The organism is Bacillus cereus group sp. MYBK220-1 (genome assembly GCF_051916445.1).
GTDB lineage: Bacteria > Bacillota > Bacilli > Bacillales > Bacillaceae_G > Bacillus_A > Bacillus_A cereus.
Genome location: NZ_JBQAGQ010000003.1, coordinates 131382 through 146688 on the forward strand (window position 1 = coordinate 131382; position 15307 = coordinate 146688).

Genomic DNA, 15307 nt, shown 5'->3' on the forward strand with positions numbered 1-15307 from the left:
ATGAAGAAACCTGAATTGTTAGTAACGCCAAGAGCGGTGGCGGATATCGAACAACTTGCGAAAGCAGGAGCAGATGCGGTAATGATCGGTGAGCAAAAGTTTGGTTTACGTTTAGCAGGAGAGTTTTCACGTGAAGATGTAAAACAAGCTGTGAAGATTGCACATGAAAATGGTGTGAAAGTATACGTAGCCATGAACGCTATGTTCCACAACGATAAAGTAGAAGAATTAACAGATTACGTTTCATTTTTAAACGAAGTAAATGTAGATGCAATTGTTTTCGGAGATCCAGCGGTATTAATGGCTGTTCGCGAAGTAGCACCAAATATGCAGTTGCACTGGAATACAGAAACGACAGCAACAAACTGGTTCACTTGTAACTACTGGGGACAAAGAGGAGCGAAGCGCGCTGTATTAGCTCGTGAGCTGAGCTTAGATGAAATTGTTGATTTAAAAGAAAATGCTGAAGTGGAACTAGAAGTACAAATTCACGGTATGACTTGTATGTTCCAATCGAAGCGTTCATTAGTAGGAAACTACTTTGAGTATCAAGGACGTAATCTTGACATTGAAAAGAAAAAATATGAAGAGAATATGTTCTTATATGACCCAGAGCGTAACAATAAATATCCAATTTATGAAGATGAAAATGGTACTCACATTATGAGTCCCAACGATATTTGTTTCATCGATGAATTAGAGGAACTAATCGAAGCTGAAGTTGATAGCTTAAAAATCGACGGTGTACTAAAAAGCTCTGAATACATTATTGAAGTAACGAAGAAATATCGTCAAGCGATTGATTTATGCGTAGAAGATCGTGATGCATATTATGACGTGAAAGATGATCTATATAAAGAAATAGAAGAAATGCAACCAGTAAATCGTCCGTTAGATACAGGATTCTTCTTTAAAGAAACGGTTTACTAAACGAGGAGGGTGTAGGAAATGACTGTACAAGAAATTTCACGAGTGATCGATGGCAAACGTGTTATTGTGAAGAAACCTGAACTGTTAATCCCTGCGGGTAACTTAGAAAAATTAAAAGTAGCTATCCATTACGGGGCAGATGCTGTATATTTAGGTGGACAAGAATTTGGTCTTCGTTCGAATGCAGGTAACTTTACGCTAGAAGAAATGGCAGAAGGCGTTGAGTTTGCAAAGAAGTATGGAGCAAAAATATACGTAACAACAAATATCTTTGCGCATAATGAAAATATGGACGGGCTAGAGGAATATTTAAAAGGGATTGAAAAAGCTGGCGTAACGGGAATTATCGTTGCTGATCCGCTTATCATTGAGACTTGTAAACGCGTAGCGCCTTCTGTTGAGGTGCATTTAAGCACACAGCAATCACTATCCAACTGGAAAGCAGCACAGTATTGGAAAGAAGAAGGTTTACATCGTCTTGTATTAGCTCGTGAAGCAAGCTATGAAGAAATGAAAGAAATTAAAGAAAAAGTGGATATTGAAATTGAAGCATTCGTACATGGTGCAATGTGTATCGCATATTCAGGAAGATGCACATTAAGTAACCATATGACAGCGCGTGATTCTAATCGTGGTGGTTGTTGCCAATCTTGCCGCTGGGATTATGATTTAGTTCAAACAGTATCACAACATAAAGATGCAAAAGAGCTTCCTCTATTCCAAGAAGGAGATGCTCACTTTGCGATGAGTCCAAAAGATTTAAATTTAATTTTATCCATTCCGAAAATGATTGAAATCGGAATCGATAGCTTAAAGGTAGAAGGACGTATGAAATCAATCCATTACGTAGCGACTGTAGCAACTGTATATCGTAAAGTAATTGATGCTTATTGTGCGGATCCAGATAACTTTGAGTTTAAACAAGAATGGTTAGATGAGCTTGATAAATGTGCAAATCGTGATACAGCTCCTGCATTCTTTGAAGGGGTTCCAGGACATCAAGAGCAAATGTTTGGAAATCATAGTAAGAAAACAACGTATGATTTTGCTGGTTTAGTGTTAGATTATAATGAAGAAACGGGCATCGTAACGATTGAGCAACGTAATCATTTCAAACCAGGACATGAAGTGGAGTTCTTTGGACCAGAAATAGAAAACTTTACGCAAACGGTGGAGAAAATTTGGGATGAGGATGGAAACGAATTAGATGCAGCGAGACATCCGTTGCAAATCGTGAAATTCAAAGTGGATCAACGAGTGTATGTGAATAATATGATGCGCAAAAGCATACTTCAATAAGAAAGAGTGATAGTCGAATGGGGACGAATAAGCCTGTTGTAATTGGAATTGCTGGTGGTTCGGGATCAGGTAAAACGAGTGTAACGAAAGCGATTTTTGACCATTTTAAAGGTCATTCTATTTTAATCTTAGAGCAAGATTATTATTACAAAGATCAAAGCCATTTACCAATGGAAGAGCGTTTAAAAACAAATTATGATCATCCGCTTGCGTTTGATAATGATCTGTTAATTGAACATTTGCAGCAGTTGCTTGCATATGAGCAAATTGATAAGCCTGTATATGACTATACATTGCATACGCGTTCAGAAGAAATTATTCCAGTTGAGCCGAAAGATGTAATTATTTTAGAAGGAATTCTTATTTTAGAAGACCCACGTCTTTGCGAGTTAATGGACATTAAATTATTCGTTGATACGGATGCTGACCTTCGTATTCTGCGCCGCATGCAGCGTGATATTAAAGAGCGCGGTCGTACGATGGATTCAGTTATTGATCAGTACGTAAATGTTGTACGTCCAATGCACAATCAATTTATTGAGCCTTCTAAGAAATTTGCGGATATTATTATCCCTGAAGGTGGACAAAACCACGTTGCAATTGATATTATGGTGACAAAAATTGCAACAATTCTTGAACAAAAAGTAAATTTGTAATAGCATAGTAAAAGATATACGGTAGGAAGGGATTTTTTCCCTTCTTATCGAATACAATGAAACATGCAACCTCATCTATATATAGGTGAGGGCATATTTATATCAACTTTCCATACATATCTTCTTTATATAAAGAAGAATTGGAAATACGGGGTTGTATGTGACAACTCCGCTAGTGCAAGGGTACTAGAAACCTCCGCTAACAATGGAAGCGGAGGAGTTTTCATATGGAACTCCTCTTTTTTTCAGGGGATTGGTATATAAAAGGAGTGGAAAATATGTCAACAGAAAAAACATACCCTATGACGCAAGAGGGTAAGCAAAAACTAGAGAACGAACTTGAGCAATTAAAAACAGTAAGACGTAAAGAAGTAGTAGAACGTATTAAAATCGCACGTAGCTTCGGGGACCTTTCTGAGAACTCTGAGTACGATGCAGCGAAAGATGAGCAAGCGTTCGTAGAAGGACGTATTACACAATTAGAAAATATGATTCGTAACGCAGTTATCATTAAAGATACTGGCGAAGTATCTACTGTTGTTACATTAGGTAAAACAGTAACATTTAAAGAATTACCAAACGGAGATGAAGAAGCGTATACAATCGTAGGTAGCGCGGAAGCTGATCCATTCGAAGGAAGAATTTCTAACGATTCTCCAATCGCAAAAAGCTTATTAGGTAAGCAAATTGGTGAGAAAGTAACAATCCAAACACCAGGCGGAGAAATGCAAGTAGAGATTGTCTCTGTAAAATAAAAAAAGATTCTCCTATCGGGAGAATCTTTTTTTTCTGTAGAATGAAAAAAATTGTGTAAACCTTAGAGTGATTCGACAAAAAATGTCAAAAAAACACTTTAAGCTTTGATATCATAATTAGAGACCATAGGTTTTAAAAGGGAAAAGGGGCTAATTATGAAACATAAAATCTTTACAGGATTGGTTTGTAGTATCTCCATATTAGGACTTGCTGCATGCGGAACGAATGAAGAAACTACATCATCAAAGGGAGAAAAAGTAAAGCAAGAAGAAAAAAAGGATATTAAAGCAACTGAGAGTTCAAAAGCCTTAGAAAATCCACAAGATAAAAAGGAATTTAATGATTTTGATGTAGCGTATCAATTAGCAATTGTCATGAAAATATTTCAAGATGTAACGATTAAGTATGATTACGCAATTGGGAATCCAGATTATTTATTGCGAGATTCGATGGATCAAAAAACAATAGATGATATGAAGAATATGTTACAAGAACAGGCGAAGAATAATGATAAAATTTTAAAAGATGAAGTGAATCAAGCATATACATATTTAAAACAATCGAAAGTAAGTAATAAAGATGATATTCAAAAAATAATAGATGCACAAAATAATTATTTACATATTGTAGATAAGATGATTACTTGTATTGATTCTGTAACAGTTGAGAATGCAAAAGAAAAAAGAAATGAAATGGATAATTTCAGTAAGGACTATTTAAAAGTAGCGGCTAATGTAACAACTACTGTAATTGAAGTTGCTAAAAACACTGGAGTGAATGAAACTGAATTTAAATCGCTTCTTACGAAATTTTTAGAGAAGCCAAAAAAACAATAATAGCTTTATATAATATCTATTTTTGTTTTGGAGCTTGTATAAATAAAATAGTACCTCGTCTAAACTACAATAGACGAGGTGTTTTTTTATGAAAATAAAACGGAGAATTACAATTGTTTTAATTTGTTTTATGAGTGTTATGTTTGTATTGCTTTGTCGTTTAATCCAAATTCAAATTATAGATACAGAATCATTTACTGATCGCAAAATAAATTTAATTGAAAAAAGTGTTACGCAACGCACACAATCCATTACAGTAGACGATGGACGTGGGCAGTTTATAGATCGTAATGGTAAAGAAATAGGTGAGGAAAAATATCCTGTTTTAATTATTTTTCCATTTTTACAAATAAAAAATGACATGTTAGAGAAAATCGCGCATATCATTGGTGTGTCGAGACAAGAGATTAGAAGACAAATGAAAAATAACAAAAATGCATTTACCCTACAAGGAGAAACTGCTCCATTTCGAGTGACACGAGAGCAGATGGAGAAGGTAAATGAATTACATGTATTAGGTATTGTAGCAGCTGAAGTGCGATTAAAACAAACTGGAGAAATCAGTCATTTAATTGGTGATGTAGGGGAGAACGAAAGGGAGTTTCAAAAGCGATATGGAGAATTGAAAAAAATTTCAAAACAAACGCCGATAGGTATTTCAGGATTACAGCAATCATTTGATGAATTTCTATTGACTGATGGAGAGGCAAAAGTATTATATCAAGTAGATCGGCAAGGAGAACCAATTTTCGGAAAGCAAGCGAAATACACTTCACCAGGAAATCCGTTTTATCCAGTTAGGGTTCAAACTACTTTACATAAAGAGTTGCAGCAAAAAGCAGAAGAAGTGATTGAAGCAAATGAAATAAAGAAGGGGGGATTAGTATTACTTGATGTAAAGACAAATGAAATATTAGCGATGGTTAGTAAGCCGTCTTTACAAGTAAGGGATGAGAATTTATATAAAACTACACTTGAAAATCAAATGTTAACGCCACATTTTCCAGGCTCTGTTTTTAAAACAGTAGTTGCAGCTGCAGTCATTGATCAAAAAGTAAATTTGTTTAATCGGACATTTAACTGTAATAAAGATTTATATGGTGAAAACGACCCGCAAGTTAGGATGGGTACACTTAACTTTAAAGAGAGCTTTGCTAGGAGCTGTAACAGGACATTTTCCGAGTTAGGTAACGAGCTATTACAAAAGGATAGGACGGTGTTAGAAACATACGTAGCAGCTCTAGGAGCAAATGAAAAGGTTGGATGGAAAGGTTCTGTATTTCATACACCTCATTTTGAGCAAATGTCAGAAGAGAAAGGCACTACTATTTGGGGAAATGAAGAAAATAAAAGTAATAAAAAAGCGGTAGAACAAACAGCGATTGGACAGAAAGATGTACGTATATCACCTCTAGCAATTGCCAATATGATGGCGACGATTGCGAGGAATGGAGAAAAGATGGAAGTGAAAGCTGTTGAAAAAATAGTATATAAAAATGGAGCGGATTTTTTTACATTTGAGAGCCATACGTTAAATGGAAAACAGCTTTCGTATGAAACAGTGAAAACATTACAAGAGTTATTAAGAGGCGTTGTAACAAGGGAGAAAGGAACAGGAACGGCATTCCGTTCGTTGCCACTAAGTGTCGCTGGAAAATCCGGGACAGCGCAAACGGGGAAAGGGACGAGGGTGAATCGCTGGTTTGCAGGTTATTTTCCGTATGAGAATCCAAGATATGCTTTAGTTGTTGTTGATCTAGAGACTGATAGCAAAGTGAATAAAGTTACACCTATTTTTAAAGATATGGTGGGAGCAATCTATCAATTGGAGAATGAAAAGTAATCTTGCAATTTATAGTGAAATGTCTTCATTTCATGAAAATATCATTGTAAATGTTCAACCTTTCTAGATTTAATGTTACAATAGCAATTAGGAAAAACTGCATGGAGGTTTGGAGAATGGCAGGAGGATCAAGATTCCAACAGAAACAACAAAAACGTCGTCAAAACGGTGTTTTAAATATTGCAATCGCTATTGTATTACTATTAGTAGCTATTGTAGCATATCAATTGTTCGTTCCTAGTACGAAAGAGCAAGCATCTTCTACTGATAAGAAAGTCTCTCAACAAACAACAAAGAATGAGAAAGCTGGAAAATCAGAAGATAAAGAATCTGCTAAGAAAAAAGAAAAAGAACAAGAGCAAGCAGAAGCTAAGAAAAAAGCTGAAGAAGAGAAGCTAAAGGCTGAAGAAGAACAGAAAAAAGCTGAAGAAGAAGCGAAAGCTAACGAGAAAGTATCAGCTGAAAAAACTGTATCTAAGGCAAAAGAGGCTTACACAAAACCTTCTTGGAAAGCTGTAGGAACAGAACAAGGTTCATCACCGGCGATGACGTTTAAACAAGGGTCATCAGATTGGAATGAGATGCAAAGTGCAATTGCTGCAGGTGTTGAGATACCGAAAGAGCAATTAGTATTCCATTTTGTTGGAAGAGACAAAACTGGAAAGAGCAAAGCTTATGGTGATGTTCAAGATAAGCAAAGTGGGAAAAGATATTACGTAAATATTGATTGGGTAGACAATGAGGGCTGGAAACCAGTACTTGTTCAAACTCTAAACTAAAAAAGAGAAGCTCCTTAGGAGCTTCTCTTTTTTGTTAACGCAATTTCTTTAATTTAAAATGAACAACCGCGCTATAATACGGTCTTTTGCTTTCAGGATCCATAACCATTTGATGAGAGATGTGATGAACTTCAAGCATAAGTGCTTTATTATTATCAATTTGTTCACTAATTTTTCGTTCTAAAGAAGCTAAGTCTCCCGCTTCAAAAAACTCTACTTTATCTTCTAACATTTCAAAGGTAAATGACATGAAGACGGCCCCTCTCCTATGTAATCAACTATAGTGTAACAAAGAAAAGAAGGAAATACCATGTACATTTCAATTGACATTTTTAGAAAGAGGGAATATCATACTGATAAAACCGATAAGAAAAAGGGGAATTTTTATGGGTACAGAATTTAATGGTTTATTTGATGAGTGGGCTCATACGTACGACTCATTTGTACAAGGCGAAGATATACAATATAAAGAAGTTTTCGCCCATTATGAGGACATTCTAGAGGATGTAGTTAACAAGTCATTTGGTAATGTATTAGAATTTGGTGTCGGTACAGGTAATTTAACAAATAAATTATTACTTGCTGGCCGCACAGTTTACGGTATAGAACCGTCGCGTGAAATGCGCATGATTGCAAAAGAGAAATTGCCAAAAGAATTTTCAATTACAGAGGGTGATTTTCTTTCGTTTGAAGTTCCAAATTCAATTGATACCATTGTAAGCACCTATGCATTTCATCATTTAACAGATGATGAAAAAAATGTAGCAATTGCGAAGTATAGTCAATTGCTAAACAAAGGTGGTAAAATAGTGTTTGCTGATACGATATTTGCAGATCAAGATGCATATGATAAAACTGTTGAAACAGCAAAAGAAAGAGGTTTCCACCAGTTAGCAAACGATTTGCAAACGGAATACTATACACGTATTCCAGTTATGCAGACTATTTTTGAAAACAATGGCTTCCATGTAACGTTCACGAGATTAAATCATTTCGTTTGGGTAATGGAGGCAACTAAGCAATAGAAAGAGGGATTAGATTGAGAATTGCTGTAATTGGAGCAATGGAAGAAGAAGTACGTATTTTACGTGACAAATTAGAACAAGCAGAGACAGAAACGGTTGCAGGTTGTGAATTTACGAAAGGGCTATTAGCAGGGCATGAAGTAATCTTGTTAAAGTCTGGTATTGGTAAAGTAAACGCAGCGATGTCAACGACAATTTTATTAGAAAAATATAAGCCTGAAAAAGTAATTAATACTGGCTCAGCTGGTGGATTCCATCATTCTCTAAACGTTGGTGATGTAGTTATTTCCACTGAAGTTCGTCACCATGACGTAGATGTAACAGCATTTAACTATGAATATGGTCAAGTACCAGGAATGCCGCCTGGATTTAAAGCTGATGAGGCGTTAGTTGCATTAGCTGAGAAATGTATGCAGGCTGAAGAAAATATTCAAGTTGTAAAAGGTATGATTGCAACAGGGGATTCATTTATGAGTGATCCGAACCGCGTTGCAGCCATCCGTGATAAATTTGAAAATCTTTATGCGGTAGAAATGGAAGCAGCAGCTGTTGCACAAGTATGCCACCAATATGAAATTCCGTTTGTTATCATTCGCGCACTTTCTGATATTGCTGGTAAAGAATCAAATGTTTCATTTGATCAGTTTTTAGATCAAGCAGCTCTTCATTCTACAAACTTTATCGTAAAAGTGTTAGAAGAGTTAAAGTAATGTAACAAAAAGGCAACTGTCTCATATAAAGAAAATACATACAGTTGCCTTTTCTTTATTGGCAAACAAGGGGGAGAACACGATGAATGTATATCGTGGAGTTCATGAGTTAATTGGTCATACACCAATTGTAGAAATTACTCGTTTTTCACTTCCGAAAGGGGTCCGTTTATTTGCAAAGCTTGAATTTTATAACCCAGGCGGAAGCGTTAAGGATCGTTTAGGAAGAGAATTAATCGAAGATGCGCTAGAAAAAGGGCTTGTTACCCAGGGTGGAACAATTATTGAACCGACTGCTGGGAATACTGGTATTGGACTGGCACTTGCAGCATTAGAGCATGATTTACGTGTTATTGTTTGTGTACCAGAGAAATTTAGTATTGAAAAACAAGAATTAATGAAAGCACTAGGTGCAACGGTCGTGCATACACCGACTGAGCAAGGAATGACCGGTGCAATTGCTAAAGCAAAAGAGTTAGTAAATGAAATACCGAATTCATACTCTCCAAGTCAGTTCGCAAATGAGGCAAATCCTCGTGCATATTTTAAAACACTAGGACCTGAACTGTGGGACGCATTGAATGGAGAGATTAACATATTTGTTGCTGGAGCAGGAACTGGCGGTACGTTTATGGGGACTGCATCTTATTTGAAAGAAAAAAATATAGATATTAAAACAGTTATCGTAGAGCCAGAAGGATCTATTTTAAATGGTGGTAAGGCTGGTTCACATGAGACCGAAGGAATTGGACTGGAATTTATCCCGCCATTTTTGAAGACATCTTATTTTGATGAAATTCATACGATTTCTGATCGAAATGCATTTTTACGAGTGAAAGAATTAGCGCAAAAAGAAGGACTTCTCGTTGGGAGCTCTTCAGGAGCAGCATTTCATGCGAGCTTACTTGAGGCAGAGAAGGCAGCACAAGGTACAAATATTGTAACCATTTTTCCTGATAGCAGTGAGCGCTATTTAAGTAAAGACATATACAAAGGATGGGAATAAAAAATGAGAGCAAAGACAAAGTTAATTCATGGTATTCGCATAGGAGAACCTTCAACTGGATCTGTAAACGTACCGATTTATCAAACAAGTACGTACAAACAAGAAGCAGTTGGTAAGCATCAAGGATATGAATATTCACGTACAGGTAACCCAACACGTGCAGCTTTAGAAGAAATGATTGCTGTATTAGAAAATGGGCATGCTGGATTTGCATTTGGTTCAGGAATGGCTGCTATTACAGCGACAATTATGTTGTTCTCAAAAGGTGACCACGTTATTTTAACAGATGATGTTTATGGCGGAACATACCGCGTTATTACGAAAGTATTAAACCGTTTCGGTATTGAGCATACATTTGTAGATACAACAAACTTAGAGGAAGTTAAAGAAGCGATTCGTCCAAATACGAAAGCAATTTATGTGGAAACACCAACGAACCCACTACTAAAAATTACTGATATTAAGAAAATATCTACTCTTGCTAAAGAGAAAGACTTATTAACAATTATTGATAACACATTCATGACGCCATATTGGCAGTCGCCGATTTCTTTAGGAGCAGATATTGTGCTTCATAGTGCAACGAAATATTTAGGAGGTCATAGTGACGTAGTTGCAGGTCTAGTAGTTGTAAATAGCCCACAACTAGCAGAAGATCTTCACTTTGTACAAAACTCAACAGGAGGTATTCTTGGGCCGCAAGATAGCTTCTTACTACTTCGTGGTTTAAAAACATTAGGAATTCGTATGGAAGAACATGAAACGAATTCACGCGCTATTGCTGAGTTCTTAAATAATCATCCAAAAGTAAATAAAGTATATTACCCAGGTCTTGAATCACATCAAAACCACGAATTAGCAACAGAACAAGCAAATGGTTTTGGTGCTATTATCTCATTTGATGTAGATAGTGAAGAGACATTAAATAAAGTACTTGAGAAATTGCAGTATTTTACACTGGCTGAAAGTTTAGGAGCAGTAGAAAGTTTAATTTCTATTCCATCTCAAATGACACATGCATCAATCCCAGCTGATCGCCGCAAAGAATTAGGAATTACAGATACATTAATTCGTATTTCTGTCGGTATTGAAGATGGTGAAGATTTAATTGAAGATTTAGCACAAGCGCTAGCATAATAAAAAAACGCACTGCTAATATAGAGCAGTGCGTTTTTTTATTACATTATTTTGTGAAACATTTCACAAAATAGACATACACAAACGAAATGATTTCATGTATATTGAATTCAGGAAATGTTACTCACGAACAAACTTGTGAAACATTTCACAAACAATGAAATTCATGTAGGAAAGCATCTCTATTTTTTTATGTTAATTGGGACTTATTTTGACCTATAGGGACATATAAGGACCGTGATAGTAGAATAGGAGGAAATTTACATGGTAGTCAAAGAGAAAGTTGTAAATGAAATGCAGGAAGTAAAAAAGATGATTGATACACTAGTAAATAATGGTCAACAAGCTTTACAAGCATTAGAAAGTTTTACACAAGAGGAAATTGACAACATTGTTCATGAAATGGCATTAGCAGGTGTTGATCAACATATGCCGCTAGCAAAATTAGCAGTTGAAGAAACTGGCCGTGGTGTATATGAAGACAAATGCATTAAAAATATTTTTGCCACTGAATATATTTGGCATAGTATAAAGCAAGATAAAACGGTAGGAATTATTCACGAAGATTCTCATGAAGAAATAATAGAAATCGCGGAACCTGTCGGTGTAGTAGCTGGGGTAACGCCAGTAACGAATCCAACGTCGACAACAATGTTTAAAGCGTTAATTGCGATAAAAACAAGAAATCCAATTATTTTCGCGTTTCATCCTTCCGCACAAAAATGTTCTGTGGCAGCGGCGAAAACAGTATATGATGCAGCGATGAAAGCTGGTGCACCAAAACACTGTATTCAATGGATTGAAAGACCGTCTGTTGAAGCGACGAAACAATTAATGAACCATGATGGTGTAGCACTCGTTCTAGCAACTGGAGGCGCTGGTATGGTGAAATCAGCTTACTCTACTGGAAAACCAGCGTTAGGCGTTGGGCCTGGTAATGTACCGTGTTATATAGAAAAATCAGCACATGTAAAACGAGCTGTTAATGATTTAATTTTATCGAAAACATTTGATAACGGTATGATTTGTGCATCGGAACAAGCAATCATTGTCGATAAAGAAATCTATGATGATGTTAAAACAGAAATGATTGAAAACAATTGTTACTTTGTAACAGAAGAAGAAAGAAAAAAATTAGAAAAGCTTGTTATAAATGAAAATACATGTGCAGTAAATAGTGATATTGTAGGGAAATCAGCACAGTATATTGCCGATTTAGTTGGGATTACTGTTCCTGAACATACAAAAATGCTTGTAGCTGAAATTCAAGGTATCGGAGCAGCATATCCGTTATCTCGTGAGAAACTGAGTCCAGTATTAGCTTGTGTGAAGGCGAATTCATTAGAAGAAGGATTTACATATTGCGAAGAAATGTTGAACCTCGGTGGTTTAGGACATTCAGCAGTTATCCATTCTACAAATAAAGATGTGCAAAAGCAATTTGGATTACGTATGAAAGCTTGCCGTCTCATTGTAAATGCACCTTCATCACAAGGTGGAATAGGTGATATATATAATGGATTTATTCCATCACTTACACTTGGTTGTGGTTCATACGGAAAGAATTCAGTTTCCCAAAATGTAACAGCCACTCATTTATTAAATATAAAAAGGCTGGCAAATAGAAAAAAGAATATGCAGTGGTTCAAATTGCCACCAAAAATTTATTTTGAAAAACATGCTACAGCTTATTTAGCAAATATACCTAACATTTCACGTGCATTTATTGTAACGGACCCTGGAATGGTTGAACATGGCTATGTCGATACAGTCGCGCACTATTTAAACAAGCATGCAAATGATGTGAAAGTTGAAGTTTTCTTTGAGGTCGAACCAGATCCATCAGATGAAACTGTTTTTAAAGGTGCGGAAATGATGAGAAGCTTTAAGCCAGATGTAATTATCGCACTTGGTGGTGGTTCAGCTATGGATGCAGCAAAAGGAATGTGGTTATTCTATGAGCATCCAGAAACGACATTCTATGGCATTAAACAGAAGTTTTTAGATATAAGAAAACGTACATGTAAATATCCGGAATTAGGAAATAAGGCGCAGTTTGTTGCGATTCCAACGACATCAGGAACGGGATCAGAAGTGACACCATTTGCGGTTATTACAGATAAGAAAAATAATATAAAGTATCCGCTTGCAGATTATGAATTAACACCAGATGTAGCAATTGTTGATCCGCAATTTGTAATGACAGTACCACCACATGTAACAGCAGATACTGGTATGGATGTTTTAACACATGCAATTGAGGCGTATGTGTCTGTTATGGCAAATGACTATACAGATGGATTAGCATTAAAAGCTATTGATCTCGTATTCAAATATTTACCGAGAGCATATAAAGATGGAAATGATGAAGAAGCAAGAGAAAAAATGCATAACGCTTCTGCAATTGCAGGTATGGCATTTGCAAATGCTTTCCTCGGTATTAATCACAGCTTAGCACATAAAATTGGACCAGAATTCCATATTCCGCACGGACGCGCAAATGCCATTCTAATGCCGCATGTAGTCCGCTATAATGCTATTAAGCCAAGAAAACACGCATTGTTCCCAAAATATGAGCACTTTGTGGCAGATGAAAGATATGCACATATAGCGAGAATGCTCGGGCTTCCAGCAAGCTCGGCAGCAGAAGGGGTGGAATCACTCGTCAAAGCAATTATTGAGCTTGGAAAAAGCTTAAATATTAATATGAGTATTGCAGGACAAGGAGTAGATAAAGAGCAATTTGAAGAGGTTGTTGGAGTATTAGCAGAAAGAGCTTTTGAAGATCAATGTACAACTGCTAATCCAAAGTTGCCGCTTATTTCAGAACTGAAAGAAATTTATATGGAAGCATATAAAGGTGAATAATGATTACAAAAGAGCCGCAGTAAAGCGGCTCTTTTTTTATTGGAAAACATCTCCCAGAATGGCTGTATTTACTGGTCTTTCAGTTTCATAGAATATGATACAGTGAAATGGAGGAGTGAGAATATAATGAAAGAATTAAAAGGAAAAATAGAAGACTATACTCGGTTCGGACAAATTCTTCTCGCTGTAAGTACATTGTTAATGGTTGGCTTGTTGATTCCGAATGGAGCAAAAGAGACAATCCAATTTTTTGTTATGATGGGGAGCATCGTTATATTTTTAAGTTTATCGTTCTTTTTCTTTCAGCGTGTGAAAGTGATGCGTGACCAGCTAGAGGAAAATGAATGTGAATAATATTGTTAACTAGAGCGCGGCGAAAAGAAAAAATCTTTTTGTCACGCTTTTTGTTTTTTGTAGAAAAATGTATGCGTTTCGTGTTGACAATGATAATCCTTATCAATTAAAGTAGAATAGTAGTTAATGATTATCATTATCAATTAGAGGTGAAGGGATGAAAAAATCTATTACGCTATTTACAGCGATTTTATCTATTTTTTTCTTGTTAATAGGTTGCAGTGCCAAAGGGGACGAAAAAGCGTCTGCAACCAAAACAGAAAAAGGAAAAGAGAAAATCGAAATTACCGACCTATCAGGAAGAAAGGTAACATTCGATAAAGTGCCAGAAAATTTTGCAACATTAAGTATGGGGGACATGGATATTATTCATGCTTTAGGTGGAAAAATAGTAGGTCGCCCGGATACGAAATTAACTCTTCCAGAGGAGTTAAAGAAAGCACAAGTAATTGGGAATGCACATCAACCGAATTTTGAGCAAATTGCTAGTTTAAAGCCCGATGTACTTGTTGCTAACAATGGATTCCAAAAGAATGTGCCAACGGTTGAAGGACAAGGAACGCAAGTTATCATTTCTTCTGCGAATTCTGTACAAGATATTCAAAAGAATATTGAATTATATGGAACGGTAATGAAGAAAGAAGATAAAGCAAAAGAAATTAATCAAAAAATGAATGATCAAATGAAGAAATATGAGAAAAAGAGCGATGTGAAAGCATTGCTAGTGTATGGCGCACCAGGTACTTATTTAGCGGCATTACCAACATCTTTATCAGGTGATATTTTAGAAAAAACAGGCGGAAAAAATATTGCTTCTGATTTTCCAGAAACGAAAGAATATCCGCAATATGCACAGCTAAGTGTAGAACGTATTATTGAGGCGAATCCAGATGTGATTTATTTAATTACACACGGAGATCCAAAAAGTGTGAAAAAAGCATTCGAAGGCGAAATGATGAAAAATGAAGCGTGGAAAAATTTAGAGGCAGTAAAACAAAACCGCGTAGTTATTTTGCCACCTGATTTATTTGGATCTAATCCTGGTACAAAAGTTACAGAAGCAATGGATTTTATGTATAAAAGTATACAAGATGTAAGGAAATGATAC

At 36.0% G+C, this 15307-nt stretch carries 15 protein-coding genes; 14 read left to right on the top strand and 1 reads right to left on the bottom strand.

All coding sequences use genetic code 11. The annotated features are described in order from the left end of the window. The 7 genes from ACTFRU_RS14315 to ACTFRU_RS14345 all read left to right on the top strand — a co-directional run bounded on the left by ACTFRU_RS14315 (position 1) and on the right by ACTFRU_RS14345 (position 7099). Positions 1-930 (top strand): peptidase U32 family protein, encoded by a 930-nt coding sequence (locus ACTFRU_RS14315; RefSeq protein ID WP_000742806.1) that lies wholly within the window; start codon positions 1-3, stop codon positions 928-930. Positions 931-948: 18 nt separating this feature from the next. Then, positions 949-2229: a peptidase U32 family protein gene (locus ACTFRU_RS14320; protein WP_000217974.1), complete on the top strand. Its 1281-nt coding sequence runs from the start codon at positions 949-951 to the stop codon at positions 2227-2229. Between the two features lie 17 nt (positions 2230-2246). Further along, on the top strand, positions 2247-2885 hold the full coding sequence (gene udk, locus ACTFRU_RS14325) for a uridine kinase (protein WP_000537078.1): 639 nt from the start codon (positions 2247-2249) through the stop codon (positions 2883-2885). Between the two features lie 278 nt (positions 2886-3163). After that, a complete protein-coding gene (greA, locus tag ACTFRU_RS14330; protein ID WP_000102591.1) occupies positions 3164-3640 on the top strand; it encodes a transcription elongation factor GreA in 477 nt (158 codons plus the stop codon). A 156-nt stretch (positions 3641-3796) separates the two neighbouring features. After that, complete coding sequence (locus ACTFRU_RS14335) at positions 3797-4477, top strand: hypothetical protein (RefSeq protein ID WP_000680877.1); 681 nt, start codon at positions 3797-3799, stop codon at positions 4475-4477. Between the two features lie 88 nt (positions 4478-4565). After that, on the top strand, positions 4566-6320 hold the full coding sequence (locus ACTFRU_RS14340; protein WP_000695153.1) for a peptidoglycan D,D-transpeptidase FtsI family protein: 1755 nt from the start codon (positions 4566-4568) through the stop codon (positions 6318-6320). Between the two features lie 116 nt (positions 6321-6436). After that, the gene (locus ACTFRU_RS14345; RefSeq protein WP_000897098.1) at positions 6437-7099 is read left to right on the top strand and encodes a YrrS family protein; all 663 of its coding nucleotides are present in this window, start codon (positions 6437-6439) and stop codon (positions 7097-7099) included. A 34-nt stretch (positions 7100-7133) separates the two neighbouring features. Here ACTFRU_RS14345 and ACTFRU_RS14350 read toward each other — a convergent pair whose 3' ends face one another. Next, on the bottom strand, positions 7134-7349 hold the full coding sequence (locus tag ACTFRU_RS14350; RefSeq protein ID WP_000010984.1) for a YrzA family protein: 216 nt from the start codon (positions 7347-7349) through the stop codon (positions 7134-7136). Between the two features lie 136 nt (positions 7350-7485). Here ACTFRU_RS14350 and ACTFRU_RS14355 point away from each other — a divergent pair, with 136 nt between their 5' ends. The 7 genes from ACTFRU_RS14355 (at position 7486) to ACTFRU_RS14385 (ending at position 15304) form a co-directional block, all read left to right on the top strand. Further along, on the top strand, positions 7486-8124 hold the full coding sequence (locus tag ACTFRU_RS14355; protein ID WP_000536320.1) for a class I SAM-dependent DNA methyltransferase: 639 nt from the start codon (positions 7486-7488) through the stop codon (positions 8122-8124). A 14-nt stretch (positions 8125-8138) separates the two neighbouring features. After that, on the top strand, positions 8139-8834 hold the full coding sequence (mtnN, locus tag ACTFRU_RS14360; protein WP_001217024.1) for a 5'-methylthioadenosine/S-adenosylhomocysteine nucleosidase: 696 nt from the start codon (positions 8139-8141) through the stop codon (positions 8832-8834). An 82-nt stretch (positions 8835-8916) separates the two neighbouring features. Further along, positions 8917-9840, top strand: a complete 924-nt coding sequence (locus ACTFRU_RS14365) for an O-acetylserine dependent cystathionine beta-synthase (protein ID WP_049107972.1) — start codon at positions 8917-8919, stop codon at positions 9838-9840. A gap of 3 nt (positions 9841-9843) precedes the next feature. Then, positions 9844-10977 (top strand): bifunctional cystathionine gamma-lyase/homocysteine desulfhydrase, encoded by a 1134-nt coding sequence (locus ACTFRU_RS14370; protein ID WP_001201917.1) that lies wholly within the window; start codon positions 9844-9846, stop codon positions 10975-10977. A gap of 264 nt (positions 10978-11241) precedes the next feature. Next, entirely contained in the window at positions 11242-13845 is a 2604-nt protein-coding gene (gene adhE / locus ACTFRU_RS14375; RefSeq protein WP_000260507.1) for a bifunctional acetaldehyde-CoA/alcohol dehydrogenase, read from the top strand. Between the two features lie 126 nt (positions 13846-13971). Then, complete coding sequence (locus ACTFRU_RS14380; RefSeq protein WP_000661263.1) at positions 13972-14199, top strand: YrhC family protein; 228 nt, start codon at positions 13972-13974, stop codon at positions 14197-14199. Positions 14200-14356: 157 nt separating this feature from the next. Continuing rightward, positions 14357-15304 (top strand): ABC transporter substrate-binding protein, encoded by a 948-nt coding sequence (locus ACTFRU_RS14385; RefSeq protein ID WP_000748452.1) that lies wholly within the window; start codon positions 14357-14359, stop codon positions 15302-15304. The last annotated feature ends 3 nt before the right edge of the window (positions 15305-15307 follow it).

Bases quoted from the DNA above. Each gene is read 5' to 3' on its own strand.
- ACTFRU_RS14315 (WP_000742806.1), top strand. From the start codon at position 1: ATGAAGAAACCTGAATTGTTAGTAACGCCAAGAGCGGTGGCGGATATC.
- ACTFRU_RS14320 (WP_000217974.1), top strand. From the start codon at position 949: ATGACTGTACAAGAAATTTCACGAGTGATCGATGGCAAACGTGTTATT.
- udk (WP_000537078.1), top strand. From the start codon at position 2,247: ATGGGGACGAATAAGCCTGTTGTAATTGGAATTGCTGGTGGTTCGGGA.
- greA (WP_000102591.1), top strand. From the start codon at position 3,164: ATGTCAACAGAAAAAACATACCCTATGACGCAAGAGGGTAAGCAAAAA.
- ACTFRU_RS14335 (WP_000680877.1), top strand. From the start codon at position 3,797: ATGAAACATAAAATCTTTACAGGATTGGTTTGTAGTATCTCCATATTA.
- ACTFRU_RS14340 (WP_000695153.1), top strand. From the start codon at position 4,566: ATGAAAATAAAACGGAGAATTACAATTGTTTTAATTTGTTTTATGAGT.
- ACTFRU_RS14345 (WP_000897098.1), top strand. From the start codon at position 6,437: ATGGCAGGAGGATCAAGATTCCAACAGAAACAACAAAAACGTCGTCAA.
- ACTFRU_RS14350 (WP_000010984.1), bottom strand. From the start codon at position 7,349: ATGTCATTTACCTTTGAAATGTTAGAAGATAAAGTAGAGTTTTTTGAA.
- ACTFRU_RS14355 (WP_000536320.1), top strand. From the start codon at position 7,486: ATGGGTACAGAATTTAATGGTTTATTTGATGAGTGGGCTCATACGTAC.
- ACTFRU_RS14365 (WP_049107972.1), top strand. From the start codon at position 8,917: ATGAATGTATATCGTGGAGTTCATGAGTTAATTGGTCATACACCAATT.
- ACTFRU_RS14370 (WP_001201917.1), top strand. From the start codon at position 9,844: ATGAGAGCAAAGACAAAGTTAATTCATGGTATTCGCATAGGAGAACCT.
- adhE (WP_000260507.1), top strand. From the start codon at position 11,242: ATGGTAGTCAAAGAGAAAGTTGTAAATGAAATGCAGGAAGTAAAAAAG.
- ACTFRU_RS14380 (WP_000661263.1), top strand. From the start codon at position 13,972: ATGAAAGAATTAAAAGGAAAAATAGAAGACTATACTCGGTTCGGACAA.
- ACTFRU_RS14385 (WP_000748452.1), top strand. From the start codon at position 14,357: ATGAAAAAATCTATTACGCTATTTACAGCGATTTTATCTATTTTTTTC.